This is a genomic window from Rhodococcus sp. BP22 (assembly GCF_014281965.1).
GTDB lineage: Bacteria > Actinomycetota > Actinomycetes > Mycobacteriales > Mycobacteriaceae > Rhodococcoides.
Map to the genome: position 1 here is coordinate 102017 of NZ_JACFTB010000006.1, position 17839 is coordinate 119855.

Here is a 17839-nt window from a genome sequence, read left to right on the forward strand (position 1 = left end):
TCACACGTATGAGAGGCCCCGATTCATGTACGAATACGACAGGGAGTGTCAGCTGCCTTCGGTGTCGCTGACGAATGCCCACTCCCCGTCGTGGTCGACCTCGAGGCGCCAACCCAGTTCGGAGTTGTCGGCCTTCTGGTCGATGAACCAGGCGTGTGCGTCGTCCGCGCTGTCGATGTCTTTGGTTTCGACGACCTCGCCTTTGGGATCCAGAACTCTGTAATTTGCCATATCTGCATGTACCCGCGATTCGCTCGAATTCAAACGTGGTTTGTCACCCGGGGTCCGGGGTAAATCAGAGCAATGAACGACGCCAGCCCCACGATCATCAGCAGGCCGTACCCACTCGGTGCATCTCTCCTTCCAACGGGCGGGGCCGATGTGGCCGTGTACTCCGAAACCGCCGACTCCATCGCCGTCGTTGTCGTCGACGATAAGGGCACCGAAGTCTCCTCGACCACGCTCGATAGCCGAACCGGCCATGTATTCCACGGGATCGTCGAGGATCTGACAGTAGGTTCACGGTACGGACTGCGGGTAGAAGGACCATGGGATCCCGAGTCCGGTCTACGCCACAATTCGCACAAGCTCCTTCTCGACCCCTATGCGAGAGCGATCGCCGGCGGGGTCGAGTGGAACGAGTCGGTATTCGGCCACCACCACGACGAGCCCGACACTCGCAACGACGACGATTCCGCCGCGTCGATGCCGATGTCGGTGGTCACGGCGTCCGAGTTCGACTGGGGCAGCGATGCCGCACCTCGAATTCCGTTGGACCGCACAGTGGTCTACGAAGTCCACGTCAAGGGTTTCACCGCAACGCATCCCGACGTGGAGGAGTCCATCCGCGGAACCTATGCAGGGTTGGCCCATCCCGCAGCGATCGCAGAGCTTGTCGAACTGGGCGTGACTGCCGTCGAACTGCTTCCCGTCCATCAATTCGTCCAGGACTCCCACCTCCTGGAAGCGGGCCGTCGAAACTATTGGGGATACAACTCGATCGGCTTCTTCGCCCCGCACAACGAGTACAGCAGTGCCGGAGACACCGGCGGCCAGGTCGATGAATTCAAGGCCATGGTGAAAGCTCTCCACAATGCCGGAATCGAAGTGATCCTCGATGTGGTGTACAACCACACGGCCGAGGGAAACCACCTCGGACCGACGTTGTCGCTCAAGGGAATAGACAACGGATCGTACTACCGATTGGTCGAGGACGACCGAGCGTCCTACTTCGACACCACTGGAACGGGCAACAGCCTCAACGTCGGCCACCCAGCCGCGCTGGCTCTCATCATGGACTCCTTGCGTTATTGGGTTACCGAGATGCACGTCGACGGATTTCGATTCGATCTTGCGAGCACCCTGACCCGGCAGGATTCCGATCTGGACAAGCACAGCGCGTTCCTCGATCTGGTTCACCAGGATCCGACGCTGGCGCCGGTCAAGCTCATCGCTGAGCCTTGGGACACCCATGGTTATCAAGTGGGCGGATTTCCCGCTCGCTGGTCGGAATGGAACGGCCAGTTCCGCGACGACGTTCGAGACTTCTGGCGCGGTGAGCCCGGATCGTTGGGTGCCTTCGCGCAGCGCATCACCGGTAGCCCCGACGTCTACGAGGCCAGCCGTCGGCCGACATTGGCGAGTATCAACTTCATCACTGCGCACGACGGCTTCACCCTCGCCGACCTGAACAGCTACGACGACAAGCACAACGACGCCAACGGCGAAAACAACGAGGATGGCGAGTCCGACAATCGTTCGTGGGGTTGCGGAGCGGAAGGCCCGACCGAGGACGAGGGCATCCTTGCCCTACGCGCGCGGCAACAACGAAATCAACTAGCGACGTTGTTGCTGTCTGCCGGCGTGCCGATGATCCTCGGTGGCGATGAAATCGGCAGATCGCAGCAGGGGAACAACAACGCCTATTGCCAGGACAACGAGCTGTCGTGGTTCGACTGGGCGAACGCCGATCTCGATCTTCGCAACTTCACCCGCGAGCTCCTACGCATGCGTCGGGAGCATCCGGCACTGCGTCCGAAGTGGTTCCGGCACGACAGTGAGAGCAATGCCGAAAACTCTGTGGACTTCTACCGGGCGGATGGCGCCAAGCTCGGCGCGGAGGATTGGGAGGACGGCACCGCACTGTCCATGCTCGTGCGCATGACGGCGCCCGAGGACGACACCACCTTCGCCTGGCTCGTCAACTCTTCCTCCGGCCCGGTGGACTTCTCACTGCCGGAGGGGAAGTGGGCGCAGAGTCTGTCGAGTGACCCCGATCAGGCCTACGAAAGCGAAGGCCCGACAATCTTGATTCGTGAGCATTCGTTCACCCTCCTGGCAGCAGAAGACTAGAAGGCGGGACCTAGAACCACTCGGGATTCATATCCAGGGTCGTACGGTCCAGGGAAGCCAAGAGGTCGAATTGCGGGCCTGTCTTCGGTAGTTCGTAGCCGAAGAAGTACCGTGCGGCTTGACGCTTGCCGTCGTAGAAGGCACCGGTCTTGCCTTCGACGGCGGTGAGCTGCTCGAGCCACATCCAAGCAATCACCACATGCCCGACTGCTTCGAGATACACGGTCGAATTTGCCAGTGCCACAGCAGGATCACCCTTCGACCACAGCGTTGCGGTTACCTCGACCGCGCGGTTCCATGCCGCTTCCAGTTCACCGGCGAACCGCGCGGTATCGAGGCTCAGCGGCCCAGCCCGTTCGACGGTGGCCAAAATTTTGGAACCGAGGAGCGCCACCCCTGCCCCCGCCTGCATGGTTACCTTTCGGCCCAGCAGATCGAGCCCCTGGATGCCGTGCGTCCCCTCGTGAATCGGATTGAGTCGATTGTCTCGGTAGTACTGCTCGACGTCGTAGTCGCGGGTGTAGCCGTACCCGCCGTGAATCTGGATCGCCAGGCTGTTGGCCTCGAGGCACCACTGTGACGGCCAACTCTTCGCGATCGGCGTCAACACATCGAGCAGTAGCGTCGACTCCGCCTTGATGGTGTCATCGGTCGTCGAGTCCTGCTCGTCGACGAGCCTGGAGCAATAGAGACCGAGCGCAAGCGCTCCCTCCACATATGACTTCTGTGCCAACAGCATCCGCCTGACATCGGCGTGCTCGACAAGCGGCACCGCAGGAGATGACGGATCCTTGGACCCCAGCGGCCGACCCTGAGTGCGAACCTTCGCATACTCGAGCGACTTCAGGTATCCGACATAGCCCAACGCAATTGCCAGGAACCCGACCCCGATTCGGGCCTCGTTCATCATGTGGAACATGTAGGAGAGACCGCGATGCTCCTCGCCGACCAGGTAGCCGACCGACCCGTCGAAAGCGAGAAGAGTGTTGGTTGTCCCACGGTTACCCATCTTGTGGTTCAAACCGACGAGAGTCACCTCGTTGCGCTCTGCGTTCGGCAGAAGCTTGGGGACGATGAACAGCGAGATGCCCTTGACTCCCGCTCCCCCACCCGGGATTTTGGCCAACACGAGGTGGATGATGTTTTCGGTGAGTTCGTGGTCACCTGCCGAGATCCACATCTTGGTTCCGGTGATCCGGTAGCTGCCGTCGTCCTGCTTCTCGGCCCGGGTCGTGATGTCGGCGAGCGAGGAACCTGCCTGCGGCTCGGAGAGGCACATCGTGCCGAAGTACTTGCCCTCCAACATCGGACGCACATACTCGTCGATCTGCTCGGCAGTTCCGTACGTCGAGATCAGATTGGCATTGGCGACGGTCAGAAACGGGTACGACGCCGTCGACGCATTGGCCGCCTGGAAGTATGCCATCGATGCGCGAGCGACCGTCGTCGGCAGCTGCATCCCGCCGACGCTCTCATCGAACTGGCTTGCAATGAGCCCGGCAGAGGAATAGACGTCCAATGCGGCCTTCACCTCGTCGATCATCTCCACCGAGCCATCGGGACGCATGGTCGGCTCGTTCGCGTCGGACTTCTTGTTGTGCGGTTCGAAGTGCTTGTGCGCGATGTCGGCACATAGGTCCAGTACCGCGTCGAACGTCTCCTTCGAGTGTTCGGCGAACCGTGTGCGGTCCGTCAGTGATACGACGTCGAGCCACTCGTAGAGCAGAAAGTCGAGATCGCGGCGAGAGAGTACGTCGGTCATGGCATGCCTCGTGTCGGAAGTCGCGGTGGGAACTATGCAAGTGCATACTTTCTATGCGTCTGCCTATAATCGGCCCGACACCCGATCGTGTCAACCCTGTGCCTCGAGAGGAGGGATCGACCAACCATGAGTGTCGACGAGGTGAGCACCTCCAAAGCCGCCGCCCGAATCAGAAGCGCCGCCATCGAGATTTTCGCTGCCAAAGGATACGGCGCGACGTCGACGCGCGAGATCGCCGCAAGCCTCGACCTCAGTCCGGGGGCCATGTATCCGCACTACAAAACCAAAGAGTCGCTACTGTTCGACGCGAGCCTCGACGGACACCGACGTGCGCTCGCCGAAACGAAGCAGGCCGATGTCGACACCGACACGCCGCCCGCTCGACTCGCATCAACGGTCCGCGCGTACGTCCTGTTCCATGCCCGTCATCACGCATTGGCACGGGTCATCCAATACGAACTGCGTTCGCTCACGCCCGAGCACTTTCGCACGATTGCCGATGTTCGACGGGCCACCTCCAAGGTGTTCACCGACATCATCGGCGCGGGCGTGATCACCGGAGATTTTTCGATCGTCGACACCGACGCTGCCACTTTGGCGATCACCTCGCTCGGAATCGACGTCAGCCGGTGGTTTCCGAGTAAGTCGTTCTCGGACCCGGACATCCTGGCCTCGCGTTATGTGGAACTGGCGCTTCGGATGGTCGGCGCATCGCCGTCGTAGTTTCCACGGCAAGCCGACTCGTCCAGACAGCTATCGACTCACTCCGACGACAACGTCGGTTGCCATTGCTGTGGATCACGCACGACGATCGGGAGTGCGTCCGGGTCACCTGCAGGCCAACGTGCTGGAGATTCACCGAGCTCGTGCAAGCGTTCCATTTGCTCACGGCACCACGGCGATACCGCACCACCCTCGGCAACGAGCCTCGAAAACTGTTGCCAAGGAACCCAATCCGCACGAGAGACCTCTTCGGGATTCGGTTTCGGAGCGGGCCCGTCGTAGACGACGCCGAACACCGGACACAGTTCGTTCTCCACGATTCCGTTTTCCATGACGGCTCGATACCGGAAATCGGGCAGCAGCAGGCGCACGCCTCCTGCCTCGATTCCCAACTCCTGACTCAACCTGCGCAGGACCGCATCGCCCAGATTCTCCCCCGGGCCCGGATGCCCACAGCAACTGTTGGTGGTCACCCCCGGCCAGGTCGACTTATGGTGGGCACGCTCGGTAACCAGCACCTCGTCCTTGCTGTTGAATACGTAGCACGAGAACGCCAGATGCAGCGGAGTCGTCGTCGTATGCACCGTCGACTTCGCCTGCGTTCCCAATTTCCGACCGGCATCGTCGACGAGTACGACCTCCTCGGTCACCATCGGGCACTACCGGCGGATGAGGTGGGGGGCGCGCAAGCTATCCGATCCATACCCTCATGTTCCCAGACCCCGCCACAATCGAAACATTTCGGCGCCGGTCGGCGCGTTCTTCTTTAAAGCCACTATCGAGGACCACACCACACGTAGGCGAATAGTTCGATGTTTGTAATGACCGGAGGAACGGGTAGTGCGATACGCAGGCGGGGCCGTGTTGGTTCACCTCGCCGGAGCGCCCGGGCAGGTTGAGCACACAGCCTCCCGGTCGTTCTTACTCCCCCAACACCGAACGAGCCTGCGTCGTCAAGATGTCGACGGGAATGTCAGGTCCAGAGCCGCCGACAGATCGGCGATCAGATCGGCCGGATCCTCCAGCCCGACGGAGAATCGCAAGTGCCCGAAGGTCCGGAAGGCATCCGGATATCGGGCGACTCGCGCACCTTCGGTTCCTACGTGCACGATCAACGACTCGTCGTGACCGAGTGATACCGCCGAGGTGATCACTCGAAGATTCGCGACGAACGCGTTGTGGGTATCTGAGTCGGCGTCGATCGCAAAGGACATCATCGCGCCGAATCGACCATCGAACTGGCGTGCGGCGACCTGGTGCTGAGGATGCGATGCCAATCCTGGATAGGCAACGAACGCCACCCTCGGATCGTTGTCGAGAAACCTGGCGATGGTCGCGGCAGAGCTCGTCTGCTGATTCAGCCGAAGCGGCAGCGTAATCGAACCCCGACTGATCAGCCAGGCGTTGAACGGCGAGATGACGCCGCCGACATCGACCATTGCGTCATTCTTTATCCGACCGATGAGCGCACTCGATCCGATGACCGCACCACCCATTGCGTCACCGTGCCCGTTGATGTACTTGGTCAGCGAATGCACGACCAGATCTGCGCCATCGGCGAGCGGGCGGTACATCGGAGGCGGCGTGAATGTCGAGTCCACCGACAACAGGACTCCTGCTTCGTGCGCTACTCGTGCGATTGCCGCGATGTCCGTGACCTTGGTCGTCGGATTCGCGATCGCCTCGACGTGCACCAGAACGGTGTTCTCTCGCACAGCAGCCGCTACCGAGGCGACGTCCGAGCTATCGACGAACGTTGCTTCGATTCCGTACTTCTGCGGCAGTAGTTCCGAGAACAACCGGAAGGTCGCTTCGTACGTGACATCGCCGACGACCACGTGGTCACCGGAAGAGAGAAATGTGAAGAACACGGCATGCAGTGCGGCCACTCCGGATGCGAGAACGACAGCGTCCTCGCCTTTGTCGAGTGCCGCCAACTTCTCTTGCAACGCAATCTGATTTGCACCGGAGTTGCGCGTGTAGAGCGGCACATCGGTGGCCGACCAACTCAACGACGACGGATCCTCGGGTAGTGCATACGAGTTCGCCATGACAATGGGTTGCCTGATCGCTCCCGAACCACCGTCTGTTCGATTGCCCGCGTGTACCGCCTGCGTGGGGAACGCCAGTGTCGATGGGTCTTCTTTGTCTGGACGCGATGTCATACCGAGAAATCTAGCGAACAGGAGACCGCGCGTGCGCTAGCGGCGGGTGAGAACGACCACCGGGATCTCGCGGTCGGTCCACGCCTGGTAGTTCGCAAAATCTGCGTATCTCTTCACCAGCAACGGCCACAACCGCGCGCGCTCGGCGGAGTCTGCTGTGCGTGCATGCACGTCACGTCGCTCGGAGCCGATTTGTAGCCACGTGTCCGGGCTCGCCATCAGATTCGAATACCACTGCGGGTTTTTAGGCATTCCTCCCTGCGAGGCCACCACGATCACGTTGTCGCCATCGAGCAGATAGATGAGCGGAGTCGTGTATTCGGTGGCCGACTTTCGGCCTCTATGCCCTAGCAGGAGCACTGGCACCGGCTCGCGGAAGCCGCTGCCGATACGCCATTTCCCACCGATCCGGCCGCCGGTGCGCCGGTACAACCAGACCTGCGCCTTGGCGCCGTATTTCATCACCGAGGGAACGATCGGTGAGTCGAGGTGGGATGGCCGTGCAGGAGGTGTCGTCACGTCGGGCAGTCTAAGGCCGCGAGGCCGCAGCCGTCGATGATCCAGTTGAGCTCTACCCGTTTCTTGAAGTAACTGGTAATCTCCGTAACAGTTACATTGGGTACAACGTCGACGAAAGGATGCACCCGCGATGACCAGCACCGTCAGCTCGATCGAAAGTATCGGAGCAGAGGACGTCTCGGCCCGGTTGCTCGATTCCGCCGCGCAATTGTCGTACGACCCAGCCGAGGAAGTCGCCTGGGACGAACCCCTCGACCCCACCCTGTTCGGCCTCAATCCGGAATGGAGCACTCTCTACGGCACAGCGATGTGGGAGGAAATGACGCAGGAACAGCGCATCCTGCTCACCCGGCACGAGGTGTGCTCGATCATGAGCACCGGCATCTGGTTCGAGATGATCCTGCAACAGATGGTTCTTCGCGACCAGTACTGCAAGGACTCGTCCAACTCCGACTTCCAGTTCGCGTTGACCGAGATCGCCGACGAGTGCCGACACTCCATCATGTTCGCTCGTGCCTGTACGACCATGGGCATCAAGGCTTACCTACCGCGCCGTACGAGCATCGAACTCGGCCGCGGATTCAAAGCACTGGCATCTGCGGAGGCCGCTTACGGCGGAATCCTTGTGGCCGAAGAAGTTCTCGACGTGATGCAACGCGATTGGATGCGCGGCGAGAACGTCCTCCCGCTGGTGCGCACCACCAGCAAGATCCATGTAGTCGAAGAATCACGACACATGACATTTGCCCGTGCGCAGATGCGTGAACGCATCCAAGGCAAGAGCGTCGCGCGACGTAAGTCGAGTGCGTTGGTCGTTGCCATCGCCGCTCGCATCATCGTCTCGAACATGGTCAACAAAGGGGTGTACGAGGCAGCAGGCCTCGACGCAGATCGTGCAATCAAGGAAGCAAAGAACAACGCGCACCACCACGCCATGATGCGAACCAGCAGCGAACACCTGATGGCATTCCTGCTGGACTGCGGTCTGATCACCAAGCCGGCGGAGGCAATTTATCGTCGGCTGCACATGCTGTGAAGAAGGATTGACTGATTATGGCTTTCGCCATCACCCAGAACTGCTGCAACGACGCGTCCTGCCTCTCGGTCTGCCCCGTCAACTGCATTCATCCGACACCTGATGAGCCGGATTTCGGCAAGACCGAATTGCTGTACATCGACCCACGCTCCTGCATCGACTGTGGGGCATGCGCCGATGCATGTCCGGTCGACGCGATTACCCCCGTGTCGCGTCTGACACCGGAGCAGTCGATCTACGCCGATATCAATGCCGACTATTACAAGGACAAGCCGACCGATCCCGCTTGGGCACCTCCACGGTTCCCAGCCCCGGCGGTGAGCGAACTTCGAAAAATCGATGTCGCGATCATCGGGACCGGCCCGGCTGCGTGTTACACCGCGCAGGCACTCCTTCGGCTTCCGCGCAGCCGGGTGACGTTCTACGACCGCCTCGAGACAGCAGGTGGACTGGCTCGCTACGGGGTAGCGCCCGACCACCTCGGAACCCGTCGAATCAACGAGCATTTTCGCAGCATCTTCGCGCACCCCCGCGTCAGCATGAAGCTCGGAGTCGAGGTCGGAGTCGACATCGACCAGCAGACGCTGTCCGAACGCTACGACGCCGTCGTCTACGCCGTGGGTGCGGAGAACGATCGCACCCTCGACATTCCAGGCCTCGACCTGCCCGGTTCGATCAGCGCTCGCACCGTAGTCGGTTGGTACAACGGCCATCCCGACGTCGCCGCCGATGCCGTCGACCTGGCCGGCGTTCGGAGCGTCACGATCTTCGGCAACGGCAACGTGGCCCTCGATGCGGCGCGCATCCTCACCGCCGACCCGGACGATCTCGCATCCACCTCCATCTCACCCCATGCCCTCGCGGCGCTCCGACAGCACCGGGTCGAGGAAGTGGTTGTTCTCGCTCGTCGCGGTCCGGAGTTCGCCGCATTCACCCGTTCCGAGTGCAAGGCACTGATCGACCGCCCACACGTCGATGTGGTCGTAGCCGGATCGCCGGAGACCCTGACGGTGATCGACGCGCTTCCCACCTCGGCTCCGGCGTCAGCGCTGCGTGGCGCGGACGTCGTCGAACTGGGTTCACCGCATTCTTCGCCTCGAATCGTTTTCGCTTTCGGGCGGGCACCTCTCGCCGTTCACGGCGAGAACCGTGTCGAGTCGGTCCTCGTCGGCACGGGAGACGATGCACGATCGATTCCCACCGAACTGGTGCTGCTCGCGATCGGATACCGCGGAACGCCCTCTGCGGGAGTTCCTTTCGACGAGAAGTCGGGGACAATCAACAATATCGACGGCCGAGTGTCCGACCACGACGGAACACTCGTAGCCGGTTGCTACGTGGTCGGTTGGGCCAAGCGTGGCGCCACGGGTGGAATCGGCGACAACAAGGTCGACGCCGAACTGACTGTGGACGCGCTCGTCGAGGACGTCGCAGCACGCGGTCCCCGACGCACCCGCGACTGGTACCGAAGACTGTCTGCATCAGCGAAAACTCTCGAGGACGTCGTTATACTCGATCGGTGAGTACTTCTGAGATCGCGACTGTATTGGCCTGGCACGACGCACTCAACGGGAACGACGTGGACACGGTGTTGGCTCTGTCGAGTGACGATATCGAGGTGGGCTCGGCCGACGGCGCCGCGCAGGGGCTCGAGCACCTGCAGGAGTGGGTGCGCACTCCGGGGGTGACGCTCACTCCAGGTGCGATGTTCTACCGAGACGGCGTCGTTGTGGTCGAAGAATCGGCAACCAGCGATGACGAGTCGGCTGGAGCCACCATGGAGGCCGCCAGCTTCCGAGTCGTCCACGACCACGTCACGTCGATCTTCCGTCATACCGACCTCGAATCGGCTCTCTCCGCCACAGGCATGTCGGAAAGCGATCGGGTGGCCGAAAGCTGACTCGCACCAAGCACTCTCACCCCAGCACTCTCACCAGGGATCGGCCGAACCGTGCGGTACCCGTTCTACTCGATCGGGCACCGCACCGTCAGCGAGATCAGTCGTCCCCGCGCGGTGGCGGCTCGACATCCACGCCTCCGCCCCGGTGCTCGGGCCCCGCGTCAGGATGGCTCGCCGGAACACGGCTGCGCGAATTGGCGGCTTCACTTTCGTTGAACTTCCTACGCCAGGCTTCTTCGGGCCGGTAGGGCCCGGGCTTCGGCCGAACCTTGCCACCGGGCAAAGCGAGTCGGGCGATCGTGCGGTGCACCATCCCCCACTGCTGCATCAGCGGTCCACTGTTGTACGGCAGTTGGTAACGCTCGCAGATGTCCTTGATTTTCGGAGACACTTCGGAATACCTCGTACTCGGCATATCCGGGTACAGATGGTGCTCTACTTGGTAACTCAAGTTCCCGCTCATCAGATGGAACAGTGGCCCGCCATCGATGTTGGCAGCCCCGACGAGTTGGCGAACATACCAGCCGCCGCGGGTTTCGTTCTCCACTTCTTCTTCACTGAACGTGTAGGCCTGATCCGGGAAATGCCCGCAGAAGATGATGCCGTGCGACCAGACGTTGCGGATGATGTTCGCGAAGAAATTCGCGGCGAACGTTGCGACGAAAGTGCTTTCCATCCCACTGAAGCGAGCATCGAGCACATTGGATACTGCGTTGTTCTTCCCGAACCGTGTCGACTTACGCAACCGCGCAGCCACTCTCGACTTCTTGCTCTCGCGCAGATGCCCTCCGGACATCAGCTGCGCCAAGCCGAATGCGCCCGCACTGATAACCGGCCAGCCGACGTAGTCCTTGACGAATTGCCGACGTGCTTTACCTGCAATGCCCTTGAGATCGGCCAGCAGTTCCTTCGGCGACTTGTCCCCGTGTCGCAACGCATCGAGATCCAAATCGTGCAGCGCCACACCCCATTCGAAGAACGCCATGAGGAGAACGTTGTAGAAGGGCTGCGCCAGATAGACCGGATGCCACTTCTGTCGCGGGTCGATACGCATGATCTCGTACCCGAGGTCTTTGTCCTTGCCTCGAATGTTGGTGTACGTGTGGTGCACGTAGTTGTGTGAGTGCTTCCACGATTGAGCCGTCGATGCAGTGTCCCAGTCCCAGACCGAAGAGTGGATCTCTGGATCGTTCATCCAGTCCCACTGTCCGTGCATGACGTTGTGGCCGATCTCCATGTTTTCGAGGATCTTCGCAATTCCGAGGCACGCCGTGCCAGCGAGCCAAGCTGGCTTGCTCGTCGAGCCGAGCAGAAGTACCCGCCCCGCGACCAGAAGTTGGCGTTGTGCCGCGATCACCGAGGTGATGTACTTCCGATCCTTCTCCCCCAGACTCGCGTATACCTCGTCGTGAATGGCGTCGAACTCTTTGGCCAACTGTGCGATGGTCTCCTCGCTCAGGTGTGCCAGCGGATTGACCGGCTCCGTGCGAGTCGAGTGGTCGATGGTCATAAAAATCCCTCCGGAGATCTCATAGCTCGATTTCGATGTCGCCCTCGGCCGTGTTCACACAAATTCGCACGGCTTGTCCCGTTGGTTCCGATACATCCCCGTTGCGCAAGTCTCGTAAACGCCCGGACCTCAGCGTTCCGATACAGGTGTGGCAGATCCCGATGCGACATCCGAATGTCAGGTCGAGACCTGCGTCTTCACCGGCTACCAATATCGTCGTTCCGCCGTCGCACTCCACGTCCTTGTCACTGTTGACGAACCGGATAGTGCCGCCCTCGCCGTCGTCTGCATTGCCACCGATGACTGGCTGAAAGCTCTCATGATGGAACCGCCCGTAGTCCCCCTCGTCCTTCCAGTAGGACCGCAGGTCGTCCAGATGCTCTCCCGGACCGGAACAGAACGCTTCACGCTCGCGCCAGTCCGGAACGAGCTTGTCGAGCTCGGTAGCTTTCATTCGACCTTCGTCGCTGGTGATGCGCAGTTCGAACCGAAAGCCAGGATGCTTCGCTTCCAGTTCGGCGAGGGTGTCGGCGAACATCAGCTGCTCACGGCTGTGAACCGAGTGGACGACGACGACATCTTTCATGTGATCGTGGTGGTCCAGACTTCGAAGCATGCTGATGATGGGCGTGATGCCACTTCCTGCACTGATGAACACCATTTTGGCCGGTACCGGATCGGGTAGCGTGAACTCCCCTTCGACCTCGCTGAGTCGGACTATGTCACCGGCCCTGATGGTGCCGACCAGATAGGGCGACACCGTGCCTTCCGGGACAAGCTTGGGACTGACACTCACCAGGCCGTCGACCGGGTCGGGATCCGAGGTGATCGAATACGCTCGCCAGTGGTACCGGCCGTCGATGAGCACTCCCAAGCGTACGTATTGCCCCGGGGTGTGGCCGGCCCATTCGAAGCCTGGTCGGATGTAGACCGACACTGCCTCAGACCCCTCAGGGGAGACTCGCTCGACCTTGCCACGCAGCTCACGGGTGGTCCAGAGCGGATTGATCATCGAGAGATAGTCGTCCGGTCTCAGCGGATTGAACAGTAATCGGACGGCTCTCAGCATCGTCCTGCGAACTATCGAAACCTGGGGTCTGGCCCCGCGCTCTGCCACGATGTACACGTTAACCTCGGTCACGCATGTTTTGGGTTGAATTCGCGAATCGGCCGAACCGACGGCGTCACGCATCGGTCGGTATTTCATTACAGCGCAGTGGAATACACGGAATCGACCACCCTTCACCCAGACAACGACCACCCCCCTCGTCGACTTCGAAAAGGGACATTTCGACAACAGCCTGCGAACGCATACTCAGGTGAGCCCACCAGAGCGCCAAGTGATGCGCATCACTCTCGGTGTTTGTCGCAGATCACTCTCGGTGTTTGTCGCAGATATCGACGGGTAACGCACCAAGCAGTGCCATTGACTACGTGGGGGGCCACACCAGAAACGAGAGACCCACACAACCGAAAGGAAGCGCACGATGGCGACATCTACCCTGCTCGCACAGTTGCGGGCCGTTCTCCAACTGACCAACACCGAAATCCAAACAGCCCAAACTCGCACCGCGCAAGCTCGCACCGAAGCCGTACGGACAGAGCTCGAACAGAATGCGTCGAACGGCCGTGACCGCGCCGACGCCATCGAATCCGCACTTCGTGATCTCGGTGGCCTTCCTGACGTCGTCGGACCAATGGTCGGACGCACCCTCGCACTTTTCAAGACCCTCGGCGAGCAGGCCCAGCCCTTCGACGAGGCGCTTCTCGGCGACCTTGCACTCGAGCAACAGCTGCTCGGCCGCGCAAAGTACATCAAGGCTCTCGCGACAGCCGCCCACGAGCCTAAGGTGATTGCCTTGGCCGACCGTTTGATAACCGCACACAGTGCCACTGTCGAATGGCTCGAAACCGTCCTCGCCGAAGACGCACTGGGCGGCCCTGCAGCCTTGCGCCGGTCACCGCTGCAGGCTGCAGCGGGCGGCGCCGTCAAGTTGGTCAATGCTCCCGCGACGTGGTCCGCGCGCAGTCTCGATCGAGCACTCGACGCGGCCCGCGGCACACCCAGTCGGGTGAGCGAGCTACTCGGTAGAGGGGCACATGCAGGCGAAGTTGCAGCGAAGACACTCGCTGCCAGCCGTGACGCAGCCCTGGAAGCTGCCGAGGGTGTCACTCGCGACGAGGGCGCTGACGGAGTAGCCGACGCTATTCATTCGGCACGGGCAGCCGGTGGCATTCTCGAGCCCGAGGAGCTTCCCATCGTTGGCTACCAAGATCTGAATGTTTCCGAGTCCGTCTCTGCGATCAAAGAATTGGTTGATCCGTCGGACATTCGCATCGTGCTCGCCTTCGAAGAAGCACACAAGAATCGTCACGGGGTCGTATCCGCGGCCCAGACACGACTTGCTGCAATCGCCAAGGAAGTTGTCTCGACTCGCTGATCGATGATGTTTCGAACAGTGGAAGCCGGCCCGAGCTGATCAGCTCGGGCCGGCTTCCACTATTGGTGAGTCGACACGGTTTCCGGAATCGACGGACGGGTATGTCCGCATTGTGCACGTACGTAAAGATTCACCAGCCCCGGTCGAAGCCGACCCCGACGACCCTCGCAAGCCGCAGTCACCGGCAGAGCTGACCAAGCCCTCATGGCTGTTCGTCGTTCGCAAAACTGCAAGAGAGTTTTCTCGCGATCAATGTACCGACCTAGCCGCGGCGCTCACCTATTACGCTGTGCTGTCACTCTTTCCGGCGATGCTCGCTGTCGTTTCGCTACTGGGCGTGTTCGGCCAGGGCCAGGCAACGGTCGACGGAGTGCTCGAGGTCGTCGGAGATCTCGGTCCGTCCTCTGCGGTGGACACATTGCGAGGACCTATCGAGCAGTTGGTTCAAGCACCGGCTGCCGGGTTCGCTCTTGTTACTGGCCTGCTGGGTGCCCTGTGGTCGGCCTCGGGTTACGTGGGTGCATTCGGCCGCGCGATGAATCGGATGTACGAGGTCGACGAAGGTCGGCCCGTCTGGAAGCTGCGTCCGATCATGCTCTTGGTGACCTTGATTGCCCTCACCTTGCTGGCGTGCGCAGCGGTCATGCTGGCTTTGAGCGGGCCGGTCGCCAAAGCGGTAGGCGAGACCGTAGGACTCGGAGAGACCGCGTTGACGGTCTGGAACATCGCCCGCTTCCCGATCGTGCTGGTACTTGTCGTTCTCGCCGTAGCCGTTCTCTACTACGCAACCCCCAATGTCCAACAGCCGAAGTTTCGCTGGATCAGCGCAGGCGCTGCAGTCGGCATCGTCGCGTGGATTCTGGCAACGGCTGGTTTCGGGTTCTACGTCGCCAACTTCAGCAGTTACAACAAGACTTACGGGTCGCTCGCAGGCGCGATCATATTTCTATTGTGGCTGTGGATCACCAACCTCGCGTTGCTGTTCGGAGCAGAACTCGATTCCGAGTTGGAGCGAGGCCGTCAGCTACAGGCAGGAATGATCGCCGAGGAGCAGCTTCAATTGCCGCCACGCGATACGCGGGTCTCGGACAAGAACGCCGAAAAAGATGCCGACGCGATCGAACAGGGCCGCCTGTTGCGCACACAACACAATCCCGACCAGTCAGAGGACGCCGACTCTCCCCTCGGCACGAAAGGAGCAACCGTGACAGACCGACCCGACACTGGACCCGACCACCTACGGCAGGCAAATAGGAGCGAGGTTGCAGATCTGTCCACCGTCCAACTCGTCGAGCGGCTCACCCAGCAAGTCTCGACCCTGGTACGCACCGAAATCTCGGCCGGTCTGGACGAGGTGAAAACCAAAGGCACCCGCCTGGGAATCGGAATCGGGATTTCCGGCGCCGGCGCAATACTGCTGTTCCTCGGGCTTGCCACCTTCATTGCCACGGCTGTTCTCGGTCTGTCGACCGTGCTGGATCCCTGGCTCGCCGCGTTGATCATCGCGGCGGCGGTGACCCTTATCGGTGCGATTCTTGCGCTCGTCGGAGCCAAGCGCGCGAAGAATGCGCTCCCTCCCGTTCCCGAAAATACTGTCGCCAGCGTCGACAAAGACATCACCGCAATCAAGGAAGGCATCCGATGACCGGAAAACATTCGAACGAAGCCCACACTTCGAACGAGCAGGCACCCAGCGTCGACGAGCTACGTGCCGAACTCTCGGAAACGGTGGCAGCGCTCGCAGCGAAGGCCGATGTCCCGACCCGCGTCCACGACAGCGCGTCGGCCAGCGTCGAAAAGGCCAAGTCCACCGCCGAATCTAATCCGGGAATCGTCGCGGCGCTGGCAGCGGCCGCGATCGGCGCAGTGATTGCGTACGTCGTGGTCCGTCGCCGCAAGTCGAGGCGAGGAGTCCTCCGATGAGCACGGTGTCCAAGACGATGTACAAGCCGCTGTCGCTGGCGATGAGTGTGCTCGGCGGAGTCGTAGCCGGAATGGTGTTCAAACAGGTGTGGAAGCGCATCGGGGACGATGACGACAAGGCCCCGGACCCGAAGGATCTCGGACGCTCCGCGCGGGAGGTGTTGATCGCCGCAGCAGTGCATGGCGCCGTATTCGGTCTGGTGAAAGCTGCGATCGATCGCGCAGGCGCCCACGGCTACCGCGCATTGGCCCACGAAGACCCCACGTGAAAGACCACACCCCCACCTTCTTCGATGTCGTGATCGTCGGCGGTGGAAACGCTGGTATCAGCGCTGCCGCACGTCTCATCCGTAAGGGAATCACGTCCGTCGCGGTGATCGAACCCCAGCAAGTTCACACCTACCGACCACTGTTGTCCTACGTCGGTGGCGGCCAGGCCTCGTTGAGCAGCGCGCAACGCACCCAACGATCGGTGACCCCGCGCGGATGTACGTGGATCGAGGACTCGGTCATCGTCGTAGACGCTGCGGAGCGCACCGTGACCTGCGCATCGGGGAGATGCTACCGATACCGCGACCTGGTGCTGGGCCCCGGTCTGGTACCGGATCTCGACGCGTTGCCTGGCATTTACAGTGCACTCGACTCGCCTGCGGTAGCCAGCAACTACCTCGACCGTGCCGAGAAGACCTGGGCGCTGGTAGAGGCGATGCCCAGTGCCGGGCACGCAATATTCACGGTGCCCAGGGCTCCTGTCAGTTGTACCGGTACGACGCTCAAACCCTTGTTCCTCGCGGTCGCTCACTGGCAACGGACCGGCCGGTCAGACAGTATCGAGATCACTCTCGTCATCGACCGCCCCCGTCTCCTGGGGGTTCCAGAACTGGATGCTCGGCTGCTGAGCCGCTTGCGGGAACTCGGCGTCCGGATATTGACCGGTACGGCGGTCACATCACTGGAGCCGGAAGAACGCCGAATCACCGTGACAGATGTCAACGGTAACGCCGAGCAACTGCAGTACGACTTCCTTCACCTGGTGCCGCCCTTCCGAGGACCACAGTGGTTGCAATCCTCGGATCTGACCAGCAACAACGAACATGGATTGGTGGACATCGATCCGCTGACCTTCGCCCATCGCACACACCCGAGCGTGTGGGCAGTCGGAGACGGTGCAGCCGTACACACAGATCCTTCGGGTGGCGCTCTACGTCAACAGGTTTCGATATTGGTGGACAACATGCTGGCGGCTCGCGCCGGCACCGAACTGTCGTCGTACGACGGCTACACCGTCGCCCCGGTGACGGTCGACGCACACCGTCTCATTGCAGGCGAATTCGACCGAACCGGCGCGGTGGCCTCCTCACTTCCGTCATTTCTCGATCCGCTTACTCCCCGTCGAACTGCCTGGGCATTCGATCGGTACGTATTACCTCGGGTCTACTGGAATTCGATCTTGAAAGGTCGCCTCTGACCGCAATCGAGTACCGGGCGAATCACTCAGCCGTCGGTGC

Annotated in this window: 17 protein-coding genes; 10 read left to right on the forward strand and 7 right to left on the reverse strand. The window is 61.1% G+C overall.

Annotated features, from left to right (window positions below; translation table 11 throughout):
• Positions 1–48: 48 nt before the first annotated feature.
• Entirely contained in the window at positions 49–231 is a 183-nt protein-coding gene (locus tag H2510_RS14325; protein ID WP_088944941.1) for a hypothetical protein, read from the reverse strand.
• A gap of 72 nt (positions 232–303) precedes the next feature.
• On the opposite strand from H2510_RS14325, the gene glgX reads away from it, so the two are divergent.
• Positions 304–2352, forward strand: coding sequence for a glycogen debranching protein GlgX (glgX, locus tag H2510_RS14330; protein ID WP_186628982.1), 2049 nt, complete (start codon positions 304–306; stop codon positions 2350–2352).
• Positions 2353–2362: 10 nt separating this feature from the next.
• Here the strand turns inward: glgX and H2510_RS14335 are convergent, their stop codons facing one another.
• The gene (locus tag H2510_RS14335; protein WP_186628983.1) at positions 2363–4114 is read right to left on the reverse strand and encodes an acyl-CoA dehydrogenase; all 1752 of its coding nucleotides are present in this window, start codon (positions 4112–4114) and stop codon (positions 2363–2365) included.
• A gap of 126 nt (positions 4115–4240) precedes the next feature.
• Here H2510_RS14335 and H2510_RS14340 point away from each other — a divergent pair, with 126 nt between their 5' ends.
• Positions 4241–4837: a TetR/AcrR family transcriptional regulator gene (locus H2510_RS14340; protein WP_186628984.1), complete on the forward strand. Its 597-nt coding sequence runs from the start codon at positions 4241–4243 to the stop codon at positions 4835–4837.
• Positions 4838–4875: 38 nt separating this feature from the next.
• Here H2510_RS14340 and idi read toward each other — a convergent pair whose 3' ends face one another.
• The 3 genes from idi to H2510_RS14355 all read right to left on the reverse strand — a co-directional run bounded on the left by idi (position 4876) and on the right by H2510_RS14355 (position 7464).
• Positions 4876–5490, reverse strand: coding sequence for an isopentenyl-diphosphate Delta-isomerase (gene idi / locus H2510_RS14345; protein WP_186628985.1), 615 nt, complete (start codon positions 5488–5490; stop codon positions 4876–4878).
• 300 nt (positions 5491–5790) lie between these two features.
• Complete coding sequence (locus H2510_RS14350; RefSeq protein WP_186628986.1) at positions 5791–7002, reverse strand: PLP-dependent aspartate aminotransferase family protein; 1212 nt, start codon at positions 7000–7002, stop codon at positions 5791–5793.
• 36 nt (positions 7003–7038) lie between these two features.
• On the reverse strand, positions 7039–7464 hold the full coding sequence (locus H2510_RS14355) for a nitroreductase family deazaflavin-dependent oxidoreductase (RefSeq protein WP_186629260.1): 426 nt from the start codon (positions 7462–7464) through the stop codon (positions 7039–7041).
• Positions 7465–7651: 187 nt separating this feature from the next.
• Between H2510_RS14355 and H2510_RS14360 the strand changes: the two genes are divergently transcribed.
• Genes H2510_RS14360 through H2510_RS14370 form a run of 3 tightly spaced genes read left to right on the forward strand, consistent with a single transcriptional unit; the run spans position 7652 to position 10457 of the window.
• Positions 7652–8557: a diiron oxygenase gene (locus H2510_RS14360; RefSeq protein ID WP_186628987.1), complete on the forward strand. Its 906-nt coding sequence runs from the start codon at positions 7652–7654 to the stop codon at positions 8555–8557.
• Positions 8558–8574: 17 nt separating this feature from the next.
• Positions 8575–10080, forward strand: coding sequence for an FAD-dependent oxidoreductase (locus tag H2510_RS14365; protein ID WP_186628988.1), 1506 nt, complete (start codon positions 8575–8577; stop codon positions 10078–10080).
• On the forward strand, positions 10077–10457 hold the full coding sequence (locus H2510_RS14370; RefSeq protein ID WP_088942025.1) for a nuclear transport factor 2 family protein: 381 nt from the start codon (positions 10077–10079) through the stop codon (positions 10455–10457). The genes H2510_RS14365 and H2510_RS14370 overlap by 4 nt, the downstream gene beginning before the upstream one ends.
• Positions 10458–10554: 97 nt before the next feature.
• On the opposite strand, the gene H2510_RS14375 is transcribed toward H2510_RS14370, so the two are convergent.
• Together H2510_RS14375 and H2510_RS14380 are read right to left on the reverse strand one after the other, a co-directional pair.
• On the reverse strand, positions 10555–11967 hold the full coding sequence (locus H2510_RS14375) for an acyl-CoA desaturase (RefSeq protein ID WP_186628989.1): 1413 nt from the start codon (positions 11965–11967) through the stop codon (positions 10555–10557).
• A 19-nt stretch (positions 11968–11986) separates the two neighbouring features.
• On the reverse strand, positions 11987–13084 hold the full coding sequence (locus H2510_RS14380; RefSeq protein WP_315901380.1) for a ferredoxin reductase: 1098 nt from the start codon (positions 13082–13084) through the stop codon (positions 11987–11989).
• Positions 13085–13454: 370 nt separating this feature from the next.
• On the opposite strand from H2510_RS14380, the gene H2510_RS14385 reads away from it, so the two are divergent.
• The 5 genes from H2510_RS14385 (at position 13455) to H2510_RS14405 (ending at position 17799) form a co-directional block, all read left to right on the forward strand.
• Positions 13455–14408: a ferritin-like domain-containing protein gene (locus H2510_RS14385; protein ID WP_186628990.1), complete on the forward strand. Its 954-nt coding sequence runs from the start codon at positions 13455–13457 to the stop codon at positions 14406–14408.
• A gap of 112 nt (positions 14409–14520) precedes the next feature.
• Entirely contained in the window at positions 14521–16053 is a 1533-nt protein-coding gene (locus H2510_RS14390; RefSeq protein WP_186628991.1) for a YhjD/YihY/BrkB family envelope integrity protein, read from the forward strand.
• Positions 16050–16331 carry a DUF3618 domain-containing protein gene (locus H2510_RS14395; RefSeq protein ID WP_186628992.1) on the forward strand — a complete coding sequence of 94 codons (282 nt, stop codon included), beginning with the start codon at positions 16050–16052 and terminating at the stop codon, positions 16329–16331. The genes H2510_RS14390 and H2510_RS14395 overlap by 4 nt, the downstream gene beginning before the upstream one ends.
• Positions 16328–16600 (forward strand): DUF4235 domain-containing protein, encoded by a 273-nt coding sequence (locus tag H2510_RS14400; RefSeq protein ID WP_186628993.1) that lies wholly within the window; start codon positions 16328–16330, stop codon positions 16598–16600. The genes H2510_RS14395 and H2510_RS14400 overlap by 4 nt, the downstream gene beginning before the upstream one ends.
• Entirely contained in the window at positions 16597–17799 is a 1203-nt protein-coding gene (locus tag H2510_RS14405) for an NAD(P)/FAD-dependent oxidoreductase (RefSeq protein WP_186628994.1), read from the forward strand. Before H2510_RS14400 ends, H2510_RS14405 begins: the two co-directional genes overlap by 4 nt.
• Positions 17800–17839 lie beyond the last annotated feature (40 nt).